15 protein-coding genes and 1 pseudogene are annotated in these 16,178 nt (G+C 64.5%); 4 read left to right on the forward strand and 12 right to left on the reverse strand.

Annotation, left to right across the window (positions count from 1 at the left end; genetic code table 11):
- Positions 1 to 280, forward strand: a pseudogene (locus E8F20_RS25380) (hypothetical protein); the annotation flags it as partial.
- 246 nt (positions 281 to 526) lie between these two features.
- Here the strand turns inward: E8F20_RS25380 and E8F20_RS25385 are convergent.
- The 10 genes from E8F20_RS25385 to E8F20_RS25430 form a co-directional block, all read right to left on the reverse strand.
- Positions 527 to 1,402, reverse strand: coding sequence for an SDR family oxidoreductase (locus E8F20_RS25385; protein ID WP_280286213.1), 876 nt, complete (start codon positions 1,400 to 1,402; stop codon positions 527 to 529).
- Between the two features lie 89 nt (positions 1,403 to 1,491).
- The gene (locus tag E8F20_RS25390) at positions 1,492 to 2,640 is read right to left on the reverse strand and encodes an acetyl-CoA C-acetyltransferase (RefSeq protein WP_280286214.1); all 1,149 of its coding nucleotides are present in this window, start codon (positions 2,638 to 2,640) and stop codon (positions 1,492 to 1,494) included.
- A 37-nt stretch (positions 2,641 to 2,677) separates the two neighbouring features.
- Positions 2,678 to 3,730, reverse strand: a complete 1,053-nt coding sequence (locus E8F20_RS25395) for an acyl-CoA dehydrogenase family protein (protein WP_280286215.1) — start codon at positions 3,728 to 3,730, stop codon at positions 2,678 to 2,680.
- A gap of 10 nt (positions 3,731 to 3,740) precedes the next feature.
- Positions 3,741 to 4,907, reverse strand: coding sequence for an acyl-CoA dehydrogenase family protein (locus E8F20_RS25400; protein WP_280286216.1), 1,167 nt, complete (start codon positions 4,905 to 4,907; stop codon positions 3,741 to 3,743).
- Between the two features lie 4 nt (positions 4,908 to 4,911).
- Entirely contained in the window at positions 4,912 to 5,670 is a 759-nt protein-coding gene (locus E8F20_RS25405; protein ID WP_280286217.1) for an enoyl-CoA hydratase family protein, read from the reverse strand.
- An 11-nt stretch (positions 5,671 to 5,681) separates the two neighbouring features.
- Positions 5,682 to 6,764 carry a nitronate monooxygenase gene (locus E8F20_RS25410; protein ID WP_280286218.1) on the reverse strand — a complete coding sequence of 361 codons (1,083 nt, stop codon included), beginning with the start codon at positions 6,762 to 6,764 and terminating at the stop codon, positions 5,682 to 5,684.
- Positions 6,764 to 7,630 carry an enoyl-CoA hydratase gene (locus tag E8F20_RS25415; protein WP_137822203.1) on the reverse strand — a complete coding sequence of 289 codons (867 nt, stop codon included), beginning with the start codon at positions 7,628 to 7,630 and terminating at the stop codon, positions 6,764 to 6,766. Before E8F20_RS25415 ends, E8F20_RS25410 begins: the two co-directional genes overlap by 1 nt.
- 15 nt (positions 7,631 to 7,645) lie before the next feature.
- Positions 7,646 to 8,458, reverse strand: a complete 813-nt coding sequence (locus E8F20_RS25420; RefSeq protein WP_274801543.1) for a ketoacid CoA transferase — start codon at positions 8,456 to 8,458, stop codon at positions 7,646 to 7,648.
- 10 nt (positions 8,459 to 8,468) lie between these two features.
- The gene (locus E8F20_RS25425) at positions 8,469 to 9,350 is read right to left on the reverse strand and encodes a CoA-transferase (RefSeq protein WP_280286219.1); all 882 of its coding nucleotides are present in this window, start codon (positions 9,348 to 9,350) and stop codon (positions 8,469 to 8,471) included.
- 11 nt (positions 9,351 to 9,361) lie between these two features.
- Positions 9,362 to 10,255, reverse strand: a complete 894-nt coding sequence (locus E8F20_RS25430) for a VOC family protein (protein ID WP_280286220.1) — start codon at positions 10,253 to 10,255, stop codon at positions 9,362 to 9,364.
- Positions 10,256 to 10,764: 509 nt separating this feature from the next.
- Here E8F20_RS25430 and E8F20_RS25435 point away from each other — a divergent pair.
- Both E8F20_RS25435 and E8F20_RS25440 read left to right on the forward strand, forming a co-directional pair.
- Positions 10,765 to 11,106 (forward strand): hypothetical protein, encoded by a 342-nt coding sequence (locus E8F20_RS25435; protein ID WP_280286221.1) that lies wholly within the window; start codon positions 10,765 to 10,767, stop codon positions 11,104 to 11,106.
- 192 nt (positions 11,107 to 11,298) lie between these two features.
- On the forward strand, positions 11,299 to 12,348 hold the full coding sequence (locus E8F20_RS25440; protein WP_280286222.1) for a metal-dependent hydrolase: 1,050 nt from the start codon (positions 11,299 to 11,301) through the stop codon (positions 12,346 to 12,348).
- A 130-nt stretch (positions 12,349 to 12,478) separates the two neighbouring features.
- Here the strand turns inward: E8F20_RS25440 and E8F20_RS25445 are convergent, their stop codons facing one another.
- Both E8F20_RS25445 and maiA read right to left on the reverse strand, forming a co-directional pair.
- Positions 12,479 to 13,894: an amino acid permease gene (locus E8F20_RS25445; protein WP_280286223.1), complete on the reverse strand. Its 1,416-nt coding sequence runs from the start codon at positions 13,892 to 13,894 to the stop codon at positions 12,479 to 12,481.
- A gap of 83 nt (positions 13,895 to 13,977) precedes the next feature.
- The gene (maiA, locus tag E8F20_RS25450) at positions 13,978 to 14,643 is read right to left on the reverse strand and encodes a maleylacetoacetate isomerase (protein WP_280286224.1); all 666 of its coding nucleotides are present in this window, start codon (positions 14,641 to 14,643) and stop codon (positions 13,978 to 13,980) included.
- 293 nt (positions 14,644 to 14,936) lie between these two features.
- On the opposite strand from maiA, the gene E8F20_RS25455 reads away from it, so the two are divergent.
- A complete protein-coding gene (locus E8F20_RS25455; protein WP_280286225.1) occupies positions 14,937 to 16,034 on the forward strand; it encodes a PAS domain-containing protein in 1,098 nt (365 codons plus the stop codon).
- Positions 16,035 to 16,178 lie beyond the last annotated feature (144 nt).

Consider the following 16,178-nt stretch of genomic DNA (forward strand, 5'->3'; position numbering starts at 1 on the left):
TGCCGAGAATGGTTCCGAGCGCTCCCAGTCACTGCGTGTCGCTGAAGGTGGTTCCGACCGTACTAAGGCCTTCGATGTTGCCGAGAATGGTTCCGAGCGCTCCCAGTCACTGCGTGTCGCTGAAGGTGGTTCCGACCGTACCAAGGCCTTCGATGTTGCCGAGAATGGTTCCGAGCGCTCCCAGTCGCTGCGCGTTGCCGAAGGTGGATCCGACCGCACCCAGGCTTTCCAAGTGGCTGAAGGCGGTGCCGACCGCACTGGCGCCAACCGCATCAGCTAACTCCCGGAGCAGTTCAGAGGCAGGCAGTTCATGATGTATGCACCTCGAAAGGCAGAAGGCGCCACCTGTGGCGCCTTCTTTCTTTTTAGGGAATGCGAAATCTATGGGAGTGGATTTGGGGTGGGGTTGTTCGCGAGCAGAGCTCGCTCCTACGGCGGTTGTTGGGCGCCGGGCATGGAGGCAGCTGCGCTGACCTTAGCCAATGAATTCGCCCCCACAGAAGAAAGAGCAGGAGGGTAGCGGGGATCAGGTGCCGTAGACCTTCTGCGCCGGTACGGCTTCGGCCAGCAGTTGTTCGATCACGCCGCCCAGTTCCTGGGGTTGGAAGCGCGCGCCCTTGTCGAACTCGGGGCCGCGGCGCCAGCCGTCGGCGATGGAGAGTTTGCCGCCTTCCACTTCGAACATCTTTCCGGTGACGGATTGGGAAGCTTCCGAGCCTAGCCACACCACCAGCGGCGCGACGTTCTCGGGGGCGAAATAGTCGAAGCCGTCGTCCGGCCTCTTCATCACCTCGGCGAACACCTCTTCGGTCATGCCGGTGCGGGCGGCCGGTGCCAGGGCGTTGGCGGTGATGCCGTAGCGCGCCAGTTCGGCCGCCTGCACCAGGGTCAGGGAGGCGATGCCGCCCTTGGCTGCGGCGTAGTTGGACTGGCCGATGGAACCCTGCAGGCCGGCGCCGGAGCTGGTGTTGATGATCCGCGCCTTCACCTCCACGCCGCCCTTGGTCTGCTCACGCCAGTGCTTCACCGCATGGCTGGCCAGGCAGAAATGGCCCTTCAGGTGCACGGCCATCACCGCGTCCCAGTCGGCCTCGGTGAGGCTGGCGAACATGCGGTCGCGGCAGATGCCGGCGTTGTTCACCAGCACGTGGAGGTCGCCGAAGGCTTCGATGGCCTGGCGGACGATTTCACCGGCAGCGGCGTAGTTGGTGATATCGCCGTTGTTGGCGATGGCCTGGCCACCGTTGGCACGGATTTCAGCGACCACGGCTTCGGCGGCCGGCAGGTTGATGTCGTTGACCAGCACCTTGGCGCCTTCGGCGGCGAAGGCCAGTGCATAGGCGCGGCCGAGACCGCCGCCGGCGCCGGTGATGATGACGGAACGGGATTGGCAGATTGGCATTTGGGATTCTCCGGTAAGTCTGAGTGGGGGTTGGTTGCCCTCTCCCCAGCCCTCTCCCGGAGGGAGAGGGGGTTTGTCCGTGCGATGTGCTAGAGCCGCTCGATGATGGTGACGTTGGCCTGCCCACCGCCTTCGCACATGGTCTGCAGGCCGAAGCGGCCGCCACTGCGCTCCAATTCGTGCAGCAGGGTGCACATCAGCCGGGTGCCGGTGGCGCCCAGGGGATGGCCGAGGGCGATGGCGCCGCCGCTGACGTTGGTGCGTTCATGGGGGTAGCCGGTTTCCTGCAGCCAGGCCAGGGCGACCGAGGCGAAGGCTTCGTTGATCTCTACCCGATCGATGTCGTCCAGCTTCATGCCGGCACGCTTCAGCGCGTACGCGGTGGCCGGGATCGGCGCGGTGAGCATCCACACGGGGTCGTCGGCACGCACGCTGATGTGGTGGATGCGCGCACGGGGTGTGAGGTTGTAGCGCTTGAGCGCCGCCTCGGAGACCACCAGCAGCGCACTGGCGCCATCGCAGGTCTGGCTGGAAACCCCGGCAGTGACGCGGTCGCAGCCGAACAGGGTTTCCAGCTCGGCCATCTTGTCCAGGCTGGTCTGGCGCGGGGTTTCGTCATGCTCGACGCCGGCCAGGGGCACGATCTCGCGAGCGAAGCGCCCCTGCTCGATGGCGCGCAGGGCACGGCGGTGGGATTCCAGGGCGTAGGCCTCCAGGGCCTCGCGGGTCAGGCCCCACTTTTCGGCAATCATCTGCGCGGCCCGGAACTGGGTTGGCGGCACCTTGCCATAGCGCTTTACCCAGCCTTCGGAGCCAGAGAAGGGATCGGTGAAACCCAGCGGCTCGGCGGCCGTCATGGCCGAGGAGATGGGAATTTGCGTCATGGTCTGCACGCCGCCGGCGATCACCACATCCTGGGTGCCGCTCATCACGGCCTGGGCGGCAAAGTGCACCGCCTGCTGGGACGAACCGCACTGGCGGTCGATGGTGGTGCCGGGCACGGCTTGATCAAGGCCGGCAGCCAGCCAGCAGGTGCGGGCGATGTCCCCGGCCAGCGGGCCGATGGTATCGACGCAACCGAAGATCACATCGTCGTAGTCGGCGTCGGGAATCGGGTTGCGAGCGACCAGTTCGCGCAGCACATGGGCGCCGAGGTCGGCGGCATGGATCTGGCTCAGGCCGCCCTTGCGCCGGCCGGTGGGGGTGCGCAGGGCGTCGACTATGTAGGCTTCGGGCATGGCAGTCTCGAATGGTCAGGATTGGAGTGAAGGATGACTAGAAGGTATTACCCGCCCCAGGCTGGACGTGGCCATCGAACAGCGCCTGGCGAATCCGTGCCTTGTGCCAGCCACGGTCGCCCCAGACCTTGTCCAGGGCCCAGGCGCGTTTCATGAATATCTGCAGGTCCACCTCCCAGGTGTATCCCATGGCGCCATGGGTCTGGATGGCGTTCTTCGCCGCCAGCAGGGCGGCCTCGGCGCAGGCGAGACGGGCGTGGGAAACCTGCACGTCCTGGTCCGCAAGCCCTTGGGCGACGGCATAGGCAGCGCGGTACAGCGGGCCCTTGGCGAACTCGATCTGCACCGCGACGTTGGCCATCAGGTGCTTCACCGCCTGGAAGGATCCCACCGGCTTGCCGAACTGCTTGCGTTCGAAGCTGTAGTCCACCGCCAGGTCCACCATGCGCTTGGCCAGGCCCAGCAGCTGGGCGGCGGTGCCCAAGGCGCCGCGGTTCCGCGCAGCGGCCCACAGCGCCCTACCCTGCTCGCTGTCTGCCACACAGGTGGACGGACTCGGCGTCCAGTCGACCCGGAACAGCTGGCGGCTCGGGTCCACCGATTCATTGCGGGTGAGATGCACCTGTTCGGGCAGCACGGCGTGTACCTCGTCCCCATGGGGCAGGAGCAACAGCCCAGCCACATGGGCATCGGCCAACAGCGGGTTGCCCGGTTCCCCCACGGCAAGACGCGCCTTGCCTTCGGCGATGCGGGTCAACCATTCGCCTTGCAGGTCGAGCTGACCCTGCAGGGCGGCGAGCAGCGGCACGCCGATCAGCATGGTGTCCACCAGGGGCTCGGGCAGGCCGGCGTAGCCGCATTCCTGGGCGAGGAGGATGAAGTCCAGCTCATTCAGGTCCAGGCCACCGAACCCGTCCGGCACGGTCAGTGCGGTGAGGCCCAGTTCAGTGAGCTGGCCCCAGAGCTCATCGCTGCGGCCGCTTTCGGATTGCCAGAGTTCACGGATGCGTTCCGGGATCACTTCATTGGTGAGGAAGGCGCGCACGTTGTCCTGGAACAGCAGTTGGTCGTCGCTGAAAGTGAAGTCCATGGCGCGCTCCTCAGGCTCGCGGCATGCCGAGCATGCGCTCGGCGATGATGTTGCGTTGAATCTCGTTGGTGCCGGCGTAGATGGGCCCGGCCTGGGCGAACAGGAAGCCGTCCAGCCAGTGGCCGACGTCGCCGGCATCCGGCGCGTGGGGCAGCAGTTCGCCGCGCAGGCCGAGGATCGACAACGCCGTCTCGTGCATGCGCTGGTCCAGTTCGGACCAGAAGATCTTGTTGGTGGAGGATTCCGGACCGATCTTGCCGCCCTTCACCAGCCGCGACGCCGTCATGTAGGTGTTCAGGGTGTAGGCCTCGGCGTCCATCCAGGCGCGCATCACCGCTTCGCCGATCGCCGGGTCCAGGTCGGCCTGCTCACGGTTGGCCAGGTAGAGCTGCACCAGGCGCCGCGCGGTTTCCTGGAAGCGCGCTGGCGAGCGCAGCATCAGGCCGCGCTCGAAGCCAGCGGTGGACATCGCCACGTGCCAGCCCATGCCCTCCCCGCCCAGCACGTTATCCACAGGCACTTCCACGTCGTCGAAGAAGATTTCGGCGAAGCCCGGCAAGCCGTTGAGCTGCTGGATGGGCCGCACGGTAATGCCGGGGCTGTTCAGCGGCAGCAGGATGAAGGTCAGGCCGTGATGGCGGCTGGATTGCGGGTCGCTGCGGAACAGGCCGAACAGCCAGTCAGCCCAGACGGCGCGGGTAGACCAGGTTTTCTGGCCATTGATCACATAGACATCGCCCTTACGCTCGGCACGGCAACGGATGGCCGCCATGTCCGATCCGGCATTGGGCTCGGACCAGCCCTGGGCCCAGATCTCTTCGCCCGTGGCCATCTTCGGCAGGAAGCGCTCCTGCTGCGCGGCGGTGCCGAACTCCATCAGGGTCGGGCCGAGCAGGAAGATGCCGTTCTGGTTCACCCGTGCCGGGGCGCTGGCGCGGTAGTACTCCTCTTCAAAGATCAGCCACTCGATCAGGTCGCAGCCGCGTCCGCCAAGTTCCTTCGGCCAGGTCACCATGCCCCAGCGACCTTCGTTGAGTTTCGCCTCCCAGGCACGGTGCTGGCGGAAGCCTTGCTCGCAGTCGAAGGATTGCAGCGGCTCGGCTGGCACGTTGGCCGCCAGCCAGGCGCGGACCTCCTCACGGAAGGCCTGCTGTTCAGGTGTGTAGGTCAGGTCCATGAGCTCATCCCTTGAAGGTGGCGGTGCGCTTGTCAACGAAGGCATCGCGGGCTTCCTGGGAATCCAGCGAGCGGTAGGCCTGCAGGGTGAATCCCTGCTCCCAGCGGTATTTGTCTTCGAGGTTGCCGTCCTCGATGCCGGTCAGCGCCTCCTTGGCCAGGGCGATCATGGCCGGGCTCTTGGCGGCGATCTTTCGGGCGATGTCCAGGGCTGCCTCACGCAGTTCGGCGCGCGGCACTACGCGCTCAACCGCACCCAGGCGATAGGCCTCGGCGGCATCGATCATGTCGCCGGTGAAGTACATGTGGCGCACCTTCTGCACCGGGAACAGACGCTGCAAATGCGCGCCGCCGCCCATGGCGCCACGGTCTACCTCGGGCACGCCGAAGCGCGCGCAGTCGGAGGCGACCAGGATGTCCGCCGCCCCGCAAAGGCCGATGCCGCCGCCGAGGACAAAGCCATGCACCGCAATGACCACCGGCTTGGGATTGCGGTGGACGGCCTTGAAGCTGTCGTAGTTGCCCTTGTTGACGGCGACGATCAGGTTGCCATCGGCGGCCAGTTCCTTGATGTCCACGCCTGCGCAGAAACCACGACCCTCGGCGCGGATGACGATGACCCGAACCTCGGGCGACTCGCCCAAGTGCTCGAGCTCGGCGGCGATGGCCGCCCAGCCTTTACTGTCGAAGGCGTTCACCGGCGGGTGGTCGAAGACCATCTCGGCAATGCCGTTATCGATGCTCACGTGAAATGGACTGCTCATCCGGCTACCCCTTAGTTGTTCGATTTGTCGGTCACGCGGCGGCACAGCTCGGCGAGTCGCTGCTCGGCCTGCTGCACGATGGATTCGATGAGCTCGGCGCAGCCCGGCAGGCTGTCGATACTGGCGGCGATCTGTCCGGCGGGCAGCACCCCCGCTGCCGGTTGGCCGTCGACCATGGCTTTCTGGATCACCATGGTCGCGTTGGCGGCCATCAGGGTCTGGGCGGCGGTGAGGCCATCGCTGCCACCAAGCTTCAACGCGCTGCCCAGTAACTGGGCGATGCTCGCGCCGCTGTGACGGCGGTAGGCCAACGCACTGCGCAGGGCCAGCAACAGGCGTTTCAGACTGCCGGAGCGTTCCAGGCTGTCGAGCAATTCGTTGCGGATCATCCGTTGCGGCATGCCATCGATCGCGCGGCTGATGATGATGGCGGCTGGGTCGCGGACTTTCAGATAGCGATCCAGGGTGACCGGGGGCACAGGACTTTCGGCACTCATCAAAAAGCGCGTGCCCATGGCGATACCTTCGGCACCGAGCGCCAGGGCCGAGACCAGGCCGCGACCGTCCTTGAAGCCGCCGGCGGCGACCACCGGCACGTCCACAGCGTCCACTACCTGGCCCAGCAGGATGGCGGTCGGCACCGAGCCGGTATGGCCGCCGCCCTCCCCGCCCTGCACGGTCACCGCGTCGGCTCCCATCTCCACGGCTTTCACCGCGTGCTTAAGCGCACCCACGGTGGGCATGCAGACAACGCCGGCGTCTTTCAGCCGGGTGATCATCGCCTTGCCCGGCGAGCGGCTGTAGCTCACCGCACGCACCTGGTGGCGCAGCACCAGCTCGACGATCTCGCCGGCATTGGCCTGGTACATGTGGAAGTTGACGCCGAAGGGCTGGTCGGTCAGCCGCTTGGTTTCGAGGATGGCGGCTTCCATCTGGTGGGGCTCGATGGTGGCACCCGCGAGGAAGCCGAAGCCGCCGGCATTGCCGGTGGCGGCCACCAGTTTCGGATCAGCCACCCAGCCCATGGCGGTCTGGATGATCGGGTAGCGGCAACCGAGCAGGCGCGTCAGGCGGGTGTCGAGGGATATCGCCATCATGCCTCCGACGGGTTGCGCTGGGACTGCGCCATGGCGCGGGCGTCATAACCGCCCAGCTTGTCGCCACTGACCAGTTCGTTGTGTACGTGGGCGAAGTGATGCAGGCCGAACACCATGTCCATGGTGGCGCGCTTGCCCATCAGGTCCTCGGCGTTGTTCACCGCCTGCTTGGTCAGCTGCAAGCCCAGGCGCGGCATCTGCGCGATGCGGCGAGCCACGTCCAGGGTCACGTCTTCCAGCACGTCGCGCGGCACAACCTTGTTGACCATGCCCATCTGATAGGCGCGCTCGGCGCCCATGCGCTCGCCGAGGAAGAGGAACTCCTTGGCGATACGCGGGTTCAGCTCATGTACGTGAGCGAAGTACTCAACGCCGGGAATGCCCATGCGCACCACAGGATCGGAGAAGAAAGCATCGTCCGAGGCGATGATCAGGTCGCAGACCCAGGCCAGCATCAGGCCTCCCGCGATGCAGGCGCCCTGGACCATGGCAATCGTCGGCTTGGGCATATCGCGCCAGCGCCGGCACATGCCGAGGTAGACCTCCTGTTCACGGGCATAGAGGAACTCGCCACCCGGCTTGCCCACGTGGTCGTACCAGAGGCTCGCGCGGTCGAAGCTCTCGTGCACGTCGCGGCCCGGCGTGCCGATGTCGTGCCCGGCGGAGAAGTGCTTGCCGGCGCCTCGCAGTACGATGACCTTGACGCTGTCATCGTCGCAGGCGCGGCGGAAGGCCGCGTCCAGGGCGTAGGTCATGCGCGAGTTCTGCGCGTTGTGGTACTCGGGGCGATGCATGGTGACCAGGGCCAGCGGACCCTGCACCTCGTATTGCACCACCTCTGCTTCGGCCTGTTCTTGGTTCATCTGCGCGGCTCCGCCTCAGTGGGTCGTGGCACGGGCGCGCACGCCCGGCGGGTTGTCCTTGAGCTGGCTGGCGCGCAGGTTATGCGGGTCCAGTTGCTGGATGAGGATCAGTTGTTCGAGGGTCGGGGCGGCGGTGGTCGGAATCTCGTCCGGCACATGCAGCGGGAAACTGGTGGCGGCCTGCACGTCTTCCGCCGTGACGCCGGGGTGCAGGGAGCGGATACGCATCTGCCGGCCGGGGCCCTGGAAGTCGAGCACGCAGAGGTCAGTGACGATCAGGCGGATGTCGATCTCGTCCAGGGACCAGCCACGGGCCAGGCGCTCGGGGTTGTAGCCAACCGAAGCCACCACATCCACCTCGCCGTCGACGAACACCCGCTTGTTGTGGCTGGACACCATGAAGGAGTTGGCGTGGCTGATGGAGTTGCCGGGGAAGCCACGCACCCCGAGCATCTGCGACTTGGGTTTGGCGTGGTCGCCGATGCAGGAAATGTTGGCCTGGCCGAAGCGGTCGATCTGTACCGGCCCCACCAAGGCATGGCGCTTGCCGCTCCAGACGTTGTCGAAGATGCGCGAGAAGCCCATCCAACTGTCGAACTTCGGCTGGTAGCCGCCGCGCGGCCCAACCGGTACCGGCTCGGCGACCATGAAGGCTTCGGAGTCGGTCATCATCAGGTCGGCGTTGCTGTTGAGCATGGCGAGCGACGCGGCCAGGCGCTGCAGGACGCCGATGCCCGTGGCGAGCACTTCGCCGTCATGGGTAAAGGCCTCGGCGGCAGCGCAGATCATCAGTTCGGCGAGGCTGTAGGGTTGTTTGGTGGCAGTCATCTCAGCGTCCTCAGAAAACCGGGAGCGGCAGTTGGCGAATGGCATTCAGGCCACCGACACGGGCGAGGTACTCCGCTTCCCCGCAGTTGACGTAGCGCTCCATGTAGGCCTGCCAGCCATCCGATTCGGCGGCCGAGGCGTTGTAGGCCTTGAAATGGGCAATATCGAAGCCGTAGAGCGGTGCGCAGGAGGACGGATGGGCCCCGCCCGGCAGATGCACCACGGCACTGGTGCGGTTGCGTTCCCAGAACACCTGGCGGGCGCGCATCGGGTCTTCGTGGAACCAGCCGCTGTCCACGAGTTCGTCGCAGCTCACGTAGGCCTTCTCTGCGGCACGCACGAAGAGGTCGTCCATGTAATGGTCAGGACCGGCGATCTGGCAGACGCCACGCGCGTCGGCGCGATCGACGTGGATCAGGGCGGCATCCAGCTTCAGCGCCGGCATGGCGACCCAGTCCCGGCTGTCGTCGTACGGCGAGCTGACGAGTTTCAGCTCTGGGTTCAGGCGCAGCACATCGGTGCCCAGGCCTACGGCCGTCGGGATGAAAGGCACGTTCATGGCTGCGGCCTTGAGGCCGAGCAGGAGCATGCCTTCGTCGATTTCCATCACGTCCACTGCGCCTTCCTGGCGAGCCTTGCGGAAGTAAGGTTCCAGGGGGATGAAATCGAGCGAGACGAAGGCGTAGACCAGCTTGCGGACCTTGCCGGCGGCGCAGAGCATGCCGACGTCGGCGCCGCCGTAGGCGACCACCGTGAGGTCTTTGAGGTCAGAGCGCAGTATCTCGCGTACCAGGGCCATGGGCTTGCGCCGCGGGCCCCAGCCGCCGATACCGATGGTCATGCCATCGTGCAGCTGGCCGACGATGTCGGTGGCGGTCATGCGTTTGTCCATGGGGCGGCTCCTTATTGACGACCGACGCTGAAGTCATGGCCCCAGTGGCTGACCACGGTGCTCTCGAAGGGGGTGTGGCGGTCCCAGTCCATGACCTTGCCGCCGCAGCCGTACTCCAGGTCGAAGCCGCCGGGGGTCTGCATGTAGAAGCTGGTCATGTCGTCGTTGGTATGGCGGCCGAGGGTGGCGGACAGCTTCACGCCGCTGGCATGCATGCGGTCCAGCGCGCGACCGACATCGTCCAGTTCGCCTACTTCCACCATCAGGTGCACACAACCCGAAGGAATCGGGCACTCGAACAACGCCAGGGAGTGGTGGCGGCCGTTGTTGCAGTGGAGGAAGTGGATGCGCTTCTCCGGCTCGGCCGGATCGGGGGTGAAGCGCACCTTCATCAGGTCGGACAGCCCAAAGCCCATCACCCGCTCGTAGAAGTCCAGGCAACGGTCGAAGGCCGGGGCCGGCAGCACCGCATGGCCCATGCCCAGGTCGCTGGTGATGAAACCGGAGACGCCAACCGGGGAAACGAAGGGGGCGAAGTCTTGCAGCGGCCCCCAGAACAGTTCGTGACGGTTGCCGTCCGGATCGGCGAAGCGCGCCAGTTCCTGAACCTTGCGGCTGATGGCATCGACGGAGCTGCCGCGCTGGACCTCGACGTCAGCCTGTTGCAGTTCAACGATCGCCTGCTCGAAGGCGGCCTTGCCGGCCACTTCCCAACCACAGGCGCCATAGCCGTCATGGTCGGCACGCTCCACCAGGATGCGGTAGGGGCGCTCGTCCATCTTCAGGTAGAGCCGCTCGTCCGATCCGGCATCCACCATCATGCCGAGCACGCCAGTGGCGTAATCGCGCCAGCGCTTCAGGTCTGTCGAGGCTACGGTGACGTAACCCAGGCCACGGATATCCATGCGGTTCTCCTCATTGTCGTTATCGCTGCGCAGGCAGGGCGCGGGCTCTATGAGGAGGGATTTAATCGGCAGGCCCAGAGGTGAGCATCGTCCGTTGGGACTAGCGCGAAAGGCGCGTGGAACGGGGGCTTCGGCGCTTGCGGGACGGCCTTTCAAGGGAGTCCGGCGGGGGAACCTCGCCATGGCCCTGAATACGCCTCGAAAAAGCAATTCAAGAGTTGGGCCAGACTGCGCAAAACTTTAATCAAGTATGTTTCTGAAGTGTTTCTCTGAAACAAAATAGAAACACCCGAACTACATGTTTTTACAAACCGCAATACAGTCATTCACATACCTTTAAAATAACCAGGAAAACCGGAATAATCCATGCCAATCAGCCATTTATGAAACTACCGATTATCTTTAATCTGGCCACCTGTCTGGCAAATAAAAATAGCACTGGCGCTCTTTTTAAATATTCTTAATATCCGGCTTCGGGGGAATATCCGGGGGTTTACGAGGAATGAACAATGAAATCCGCTATTACCACCACTGCCTTGTCCAGCCTGCTGTTTTCCGTTGTCGCGTTCACTTCGTTACAGGCATCCAGTGCGTCCCTTCAACCAGCAGGCCAGCAACCGCTACTGATGCTGGCGGAAGGCGGCGGTGATCGCCTCCTGCAACACCGGGAGATGCAGGCGCAACGCAGGCAGTCGGCCGATGACGAAAGCGAGCGTTTCGCCCAGTTGATCGAGGACAAGCCAACGGCAGCCGGCTCAGGGATCGCCAGGGAAACGGCAGGATCGGCCACGAAACCCGCAACCCACTATCAATCGCGCCGTCACCTGAAAAGTGCGGAATACGAGTACTGATCTGCAGTAGTGCCCCCCTCCTGGCGCGTCCCGCCACGCGCCAGGAGGGGAACTGCACGTCCAATCGCCAACGACTTCGCCTCCACAGCCAATACTTGCCCCATTGATGGAAAAATCTGGTGGGAATTTCCCGCTGCAAGGACATCGGCCGGCGCAGTAAGTTAGCCGGCGGATCATTCACAGGGGACGGCGATGGACTCACTCACCCAGGCGGTGCTCGGCGCCACGCTCCAGGGCGCACTGCTCGGCCGCTGGCAGGGACGCAAGGCACTGCTCTACGGCGCGCTGCTCGGCACCCTGCCGGATCTGGACGTGGTGATCCGCTACACCGACGCTGTGGAGGCGATGACCTACCACCGCGGCTTCAGCCATTCGATCTTCGTGCTCAGCGCCCTGGCGGTATTGCTGACCTTGCTGGTACGACGATGGCGGCCGAATCCGGATTATTCGACGCAACGCCTGTTCCTCACCCTCTGGTTGGTGCTGGCCACGCATCCCTTGCTGGACAGCTTCACCAGCTACGGTACCCAGTTGTTCTGGCCACTGATGACGCCACCGATTGCCTGGTCAAGCATCTTCATCATCGATCCGCTCTACACACTGCCCCTGCTGGCGGCGGTGTTCGGCGGACTGCTGTTCGGCTTGCGCAACCGTGCGCCGCGCCTGCCCGTAGCGGCCCTGGCGCTGTCCAGCCTGTACCTGCTCTCCAGCCTTGGCGGCAAGTTCATGGCCGAGCAACGAGTGGCCGAGGTGCTGGAACGCGAGGGCATTCGTCCTCAGGCGACCTTCAGCACGCCGACGCCCTTCAACACGCTGCTCTGGCGGGTGATCGTGCTCGACGGCGAGGACTACCACGAAGCCCTGGTGAGCTGGTTCGACCGCAATCCGCCCCGGCTCGAACGCATCCCCCGTGGCACCGAACTGGCGCGGCGCCTGCGCGACTCGCCGCAGCACCTGCGCCTGGCCTGGTTCACCCACGGCATCCTGCGCTACGACCAGATCGACCAGGTGCTGGTCGTCACCGACCTGCGCCTGGGCATGACGGGCTTCCACCCCTTCCGCTTCATCCTCGCCGAACGGCGGGACGGCCGCTGGCAACCGGTTGCCGAGACGCGGCGCTGGCCCACCGACCGGGGCGACCTGGAGCGTCTGCAGGTGCTCTGGCAACGTGTCTGGCATCAGGATCAGGCAGTACCGTTATCCACTTGGGCTAGCCTGCTGCAGCACTCGCGCAGCAGGTGAGCACGAAGAAGACAACGGCTCTCGACGCATCACGCATACAGGCCTATTGGCAGCGGCTCATCCCAACTGCGCAACTGCAGAAAGAAGAACCCCGGCGCTTGGCCGGGGTTCTTATATTGCAGCGGAATAATCAACCCGCCTCGTAGCCGGCCACCTTGCCAGTCTGGACCTTGCCGCTCTGTTTCAGGCGGTAGCAGCCCCACATCACCAGCAGCCAGACCGGGATGGCGTACACAGACACCTGGATGCCCGGGATCATCAGCATGATGACGAGGATGAACATCACGAAGGCCAGGCACAGGTAGTTGCCCATGGGATACCACAGGGCGCGGAAGCCGGTGCGGACGCCGTCCTTGTCCATGCGCTGGCGGAACTTGAGGTGGGAGTAGCTGATCATCGCCCAGTTGATCACCAGGGCGGCCACCACCAGGGACATCAGCAGCTCCAGCGCATTGTGCGGAACCACGTAGTTGACGATGACGGCCAGGAAGGTCACCAGGGCCGACACCAGCAACGAGCGCACCGGTACGCCGCGCTTGTCCACCTTGGCCAGGGAACGCGGGGCATCGCCCTGCTCGGCCAGACCCAGCAACATGCGGCCGTTGCAATAGGTGCCGCTGTTGTAGACCGACAGCGCGGCGGTGAGCACCACGAAGTTCAGCAGGTGAGCGGCGGTATCGCTGCCGATCAGCGCGAAGATCTTCACGAAGGGGCTGCCGCTGTAGGGGTCGCCAGCGCTGTTGATGGACGCCAGCAGCGCATCCCAGGGACTCAGGGACAGCAGCACGACCAGGGCACCCACATAGAAAATCAGGATGCGGTAGATGACCTGGTTGATCGCCTTCGGGATCACCTGCTTGGGTTTGTCCGCCTCGGCAGCGGTAAAGCCGAGCATCTCCAGGCCACCGAAGGAGAACATGATGAAGGCCATGGCCATCACCAGCCCGCTGATGCCATTGGGGAAGAAGCCGCCATGCTCCCAGAGGTTGCTGACGGCCGCCTGCTCACCACCAGAGCCGCTGAACAGTAGCCAGCAGCCGAGGATGATCATGCCGACGATGGCAACCACCTTGATCATGGCGAACCAGAATTCAGCCTCGCCGAAGAGTTTCACGTTGGCCAGGTTGATGGCGTTCACCACCAGGAAGAACACTGCAGCCGTGGCCCAGGTGGGGACTTCCGGCCACCAGAAATGGATGTACTTGCCCACCGCAGTGAGCTCGCTCATGCCCACGAGGGTGTAGAGCACCCAGCAGTTCCAGCCGGAAAGGAAGCCGGCGAAGCCGCCCCAATACTTGTGCGCGAAGTGGCTGAAGGACCCGGCGACCGGTTCTTCGACGATCATTTCGCCGAGCTGGCGCATGATCAGGAAGGCGATGAAACCGCAGATGGCATAGCCGAGGATCATCGAGGGGCCAGCCGACTTGAGGACCCCGGCCGAACCGAGGAAGAGGCCGGTGCCGATGGCACCGCCGAGGGCGATCAGTTGGATATGGCGATTCTTCAGGCCGCGTTGCAGCTCGCCTGAGTGTTGCATGTCACTCATTGCGTCACCTTTTGTTGTTGTCGTGACGGGATTTCACCCGCCGGGCTTGTGGTCCGGCGGAAGTTTGCAAGGCGGATAAACCTCTATTGCGCGTCTGGCTGTACCTCCGGAGCAGCATTCCTGAATGCCTCGAGGACTTCGCAGCGCGCAGCGATATCGAGGATGCGCGGATAGGCCGAAAGGTCACAGGCGAAGCGGCGCGCGTTGTAAATCTGAGGAACCAGGCAGGCTTCCAGATAACCCGGACGGCTACCCAGGGAGAGCTTGCCGCCAAAGGCTTGCAGGCCCTTTTCCACAGCGGAGAAGCCGAGGGCTACCCAGTGGCGGTACCAGGCGTCCTTGGCTTCGTCGGCTACGCCCAGGTCGACCTTGAGGTACTGCAGCACCCGCAGGTTGTTCAGCGGATGCACGTCACAGGCGATGTGCAGGGCCAGGGAACGCACCAGCGCACGCTGGGCCGGGTCGGCTGGCAGCAGGGCCGGCACGGGAAAGACTTCTTCGAGGTATTCGAGGATGGCCAGGGATTGGGCGATGCGGATTTCGCCACCGGCATTGCCCGAGTCCACCAGCAGCGGCAACAGGCCCTGGGGGTTGAGCTCGCGGTAGGCGCTCTGGTGCTGTTGGCCGCCATCCTTGACCAGGTGAACCGGCTCCTGGCGATAGGCCAGGCCCTTGAGGTTGAGAGCGATGCGGACGCGGTACGCAGCGCTGGAGCGCCAGTAGCCGTAGAGGGTGAGTTCGGTATTCATGGCGTTGGGCCGTTTTTTTGTTTGCGTCATCTCACTCTGGCAGCGCTTGGCGAGCAAGGCGTGGAATCCGGCAGAGCGAGGCGCCGGACGGTCGATCCGGAAAGTTTTCCTTACACCCACGGCGCAGTGCCGGCTGCGCCTGTCGGGCGCTCCACCTGCGTAAGGTTTTTGTGACAGGGCGTTCAGTCAGGCTGCCAGGCGCCAGCCCTGGAGGCCGACCGGCGGCCATTTGCAAGGGCACCTGGCCTGTGCCATATGAAAGCAATGCGCCACTAGCTGAAGGACGCCGCGCAATGCCGCACATGGACGAGTTCTACGACAGCCTGGTCAACCTTTGCTACGAATGCGTGCTCGACAGGGACGCCTGGCGGCCGATGCTCGAACAACTGGCGGCAGCTACCGGCCACCAGATGGGTGCCTTGCTCTTCCTCGACCAGCGGCAACAGCGGCCGCAGGTCACCTCCATCAACCTCTGCGACCCAGGGTCGGTGGAGGCCTACAACAGCTATTACCACCAGTACGATCCGGCCAAGGAAGTACTGGTTCCGCGCCCTGTAGGCAGCTGGTACCACGATCGGGAAGACCTCGGCGCGCAGCGTATCCGCCGCGATCCGTACTACCAGGAGTTTCACCTGCCCTTCGGCATGAACAGCATTTCCTGCATCAAGCTGCACGAACAGGCAAACACCGGCATCTACCTGTCATTGCTGACCGCGGTGGGCGCCCGCCTCCCCGAACAGGAGCAGCGCAACCTGCTCAAGCGCCTGAGCCCTCACTTGCTGCGGGCGGCGCGGATGTCCAACCGCCTGCAGTCGCTGGAGCTCGATGTGGCCCATCGCGAGCTGCTATTGGAGCGCCATCCGGCGCCGGTCTGGCTCCTCGATGCCGAAGGACGGGTGCTGTTCTGCAACCACCAGGCAGAACAGCGCCTGGGCCAGTTGGAGTTCGCCCTGCAGGGCCGCCAGGGCAGGCTGCAAGGCAAGACGCTGGATGGCCGCCTGCAGGCGTTGATCCGCCAGGCTGCCGGCCACAGCGGTAAACGCCGCGCCGGCTGGCTGCCGCTGGACAGCGAACCGCCGACCCAGTTGCTGGTGACTCCGGTGCCCGATGCGTCTGCGCTGGCCGCACGGCACAGCGGCTCCCTGGTGCTGCTGGCGCTGCTGGAGAACCAACCTCGCAGCCAGTTGCTGGCCGACCTCTTCCAACTCAGTCCGGCGGAACTGCGCCTGGCTGAACTCGTCACGCAAGGCCTGGCGCCGGAAGCCTGCGCCGAACGCCTGAACGTCTCGATCAACACCATTCGCACCCAACTGCGCGCCCTTTTCCGCAAGACAGAAACGGAGCGCCAGGCTGAGCTGGCGAATCTCTTTACCCGCTTGCAGGGGCTCTGATTCGCGTTATCCCGCCTTATTTAAAGCGCGATTTCATCTATCTGAATGATTGCAGGCAGATAGCCATCAACTAAGGTTCTACTCGGAGTAAGCGTCTGCCTTTATCCCGCGTGTCGGGTCAAGGAATCCACGTCTGGCCAGAGG

Source organism: Pseudomonas sp. BN415, from assembly GCF_029871195.1.
In the GTDB taxonomy this organism is placed as follows: Bacteria; Pseudomonadota; Gammaproteobacteria; order Pseudomonadales; family Pseudomonadaceae; genus Metapseudomonas; species Metapseudomonas resinovorans.

Bases quoted from the DNA above. Each gene is read 5' to 3' on its own strand.
- E8F20_RS25415 (WP_137822203.1), bottom strand. From the start codon at position 7,630: ATGAACCAAGAACAGGCCGAAGCAGAGGTGGTGCAATACGAGGTGCAG.
- E8F20_RS25400 (WP_280286216.1), bottom strand. From the start codon at position 4,907: ATGGACCTGACCTACACACCTGAACAGCAGGCCTTCCGTGAGGAGGTC.
- E8F20_RS25425 (WP_280286219.1), bottom strand. From the start codon at position 9,350: ATGGACAAACGCATGACCGCCACCGACATCGTCGGCCAGCTGCACGAT.
- E8F20_RS25420 (WP_274801543.1), bottom strand. From the start codon at position 8,458: ATGACTGCCACCAAACAACCCTACAGCCTCGCCGAACTGATGATCTGC.
- E8F20_RS25395 (WP_280286215.1), bottom strand. From the start codon at position 3,730: ATGGACTTCACTTTCAGCGACGACCAACTGCTGTTCCAGGACAACGTG.
- E8F20_RS25445 (WP_280286223.1), bottom strand. From the start codon at position 13,894: ATGAGTGACATGCAACACTCAGGCGAGCTGCAACGCGGCCTGAAGAAT.
- E8F20_RS25455 (WP_280286225.1), top strand. From the start codon at position 14,937: ATGCCGCACATGGACGAGTTCTACGACAGCCTGGTCAACCTTTGCTAC.
- E8F20_RS25430 (WP_280286220.1), bottom strand. From the start codon at position 10,255: ATGGATATCCGTGGCCTGGGTTACGTCACCGTAGCCTCGACAGACCTG.
- E8F20_RS25405 (WP_280286217.1), bottom strand. From the start codon at position 5,670: ATGAGCAGTCCATTTCACGTGAGCATCGATAACGGCATTGCCGAGATG.
- E8F20_RS25435 (WP_280286221.1), top strand. From the start codon at position 10,765: ATGAAATCCGCTATTACCACCACTGCCTTGTCCAGCCTGCTGTTTTCC.
- E8F20_RS25390 (WP_280286214.1), bottom strand. From the start codon at position 2,640: ATGCCCGAAGCCTACATAGTCGACGCCCTGCGCACCCCCACCGGCCGG.
- E8F20_RS25410 (WP_280286218.1), bottom strand. From the start codon at position 6,764: ATGGCGATATCCCTCGACACCCGCCTGACGCGCCTGCTCGGTTGCCGC.
- E8F20_RS25440 (WP_280286222.1), top strand. From the start codon at position 11,299: ATGGACTCACTCACCCAGGCGGTGCTCGGCGCCACGCTCCAGGGCGCA.
- E8F20_RS25385 (WP_280286213.1), bottom strand. From the start codon at position 1,402: ATGCCAATCTGCCAATCCCGTTCCGTCATCATCACCGGCGCCGGCGGC.
- maiA (WP_280286224.1), bottom strand. From the start codon at position 14,643: ATGAATACCGAACTCACCCTCTACGGCTACTGGCGCTCCAGCGCTGCG.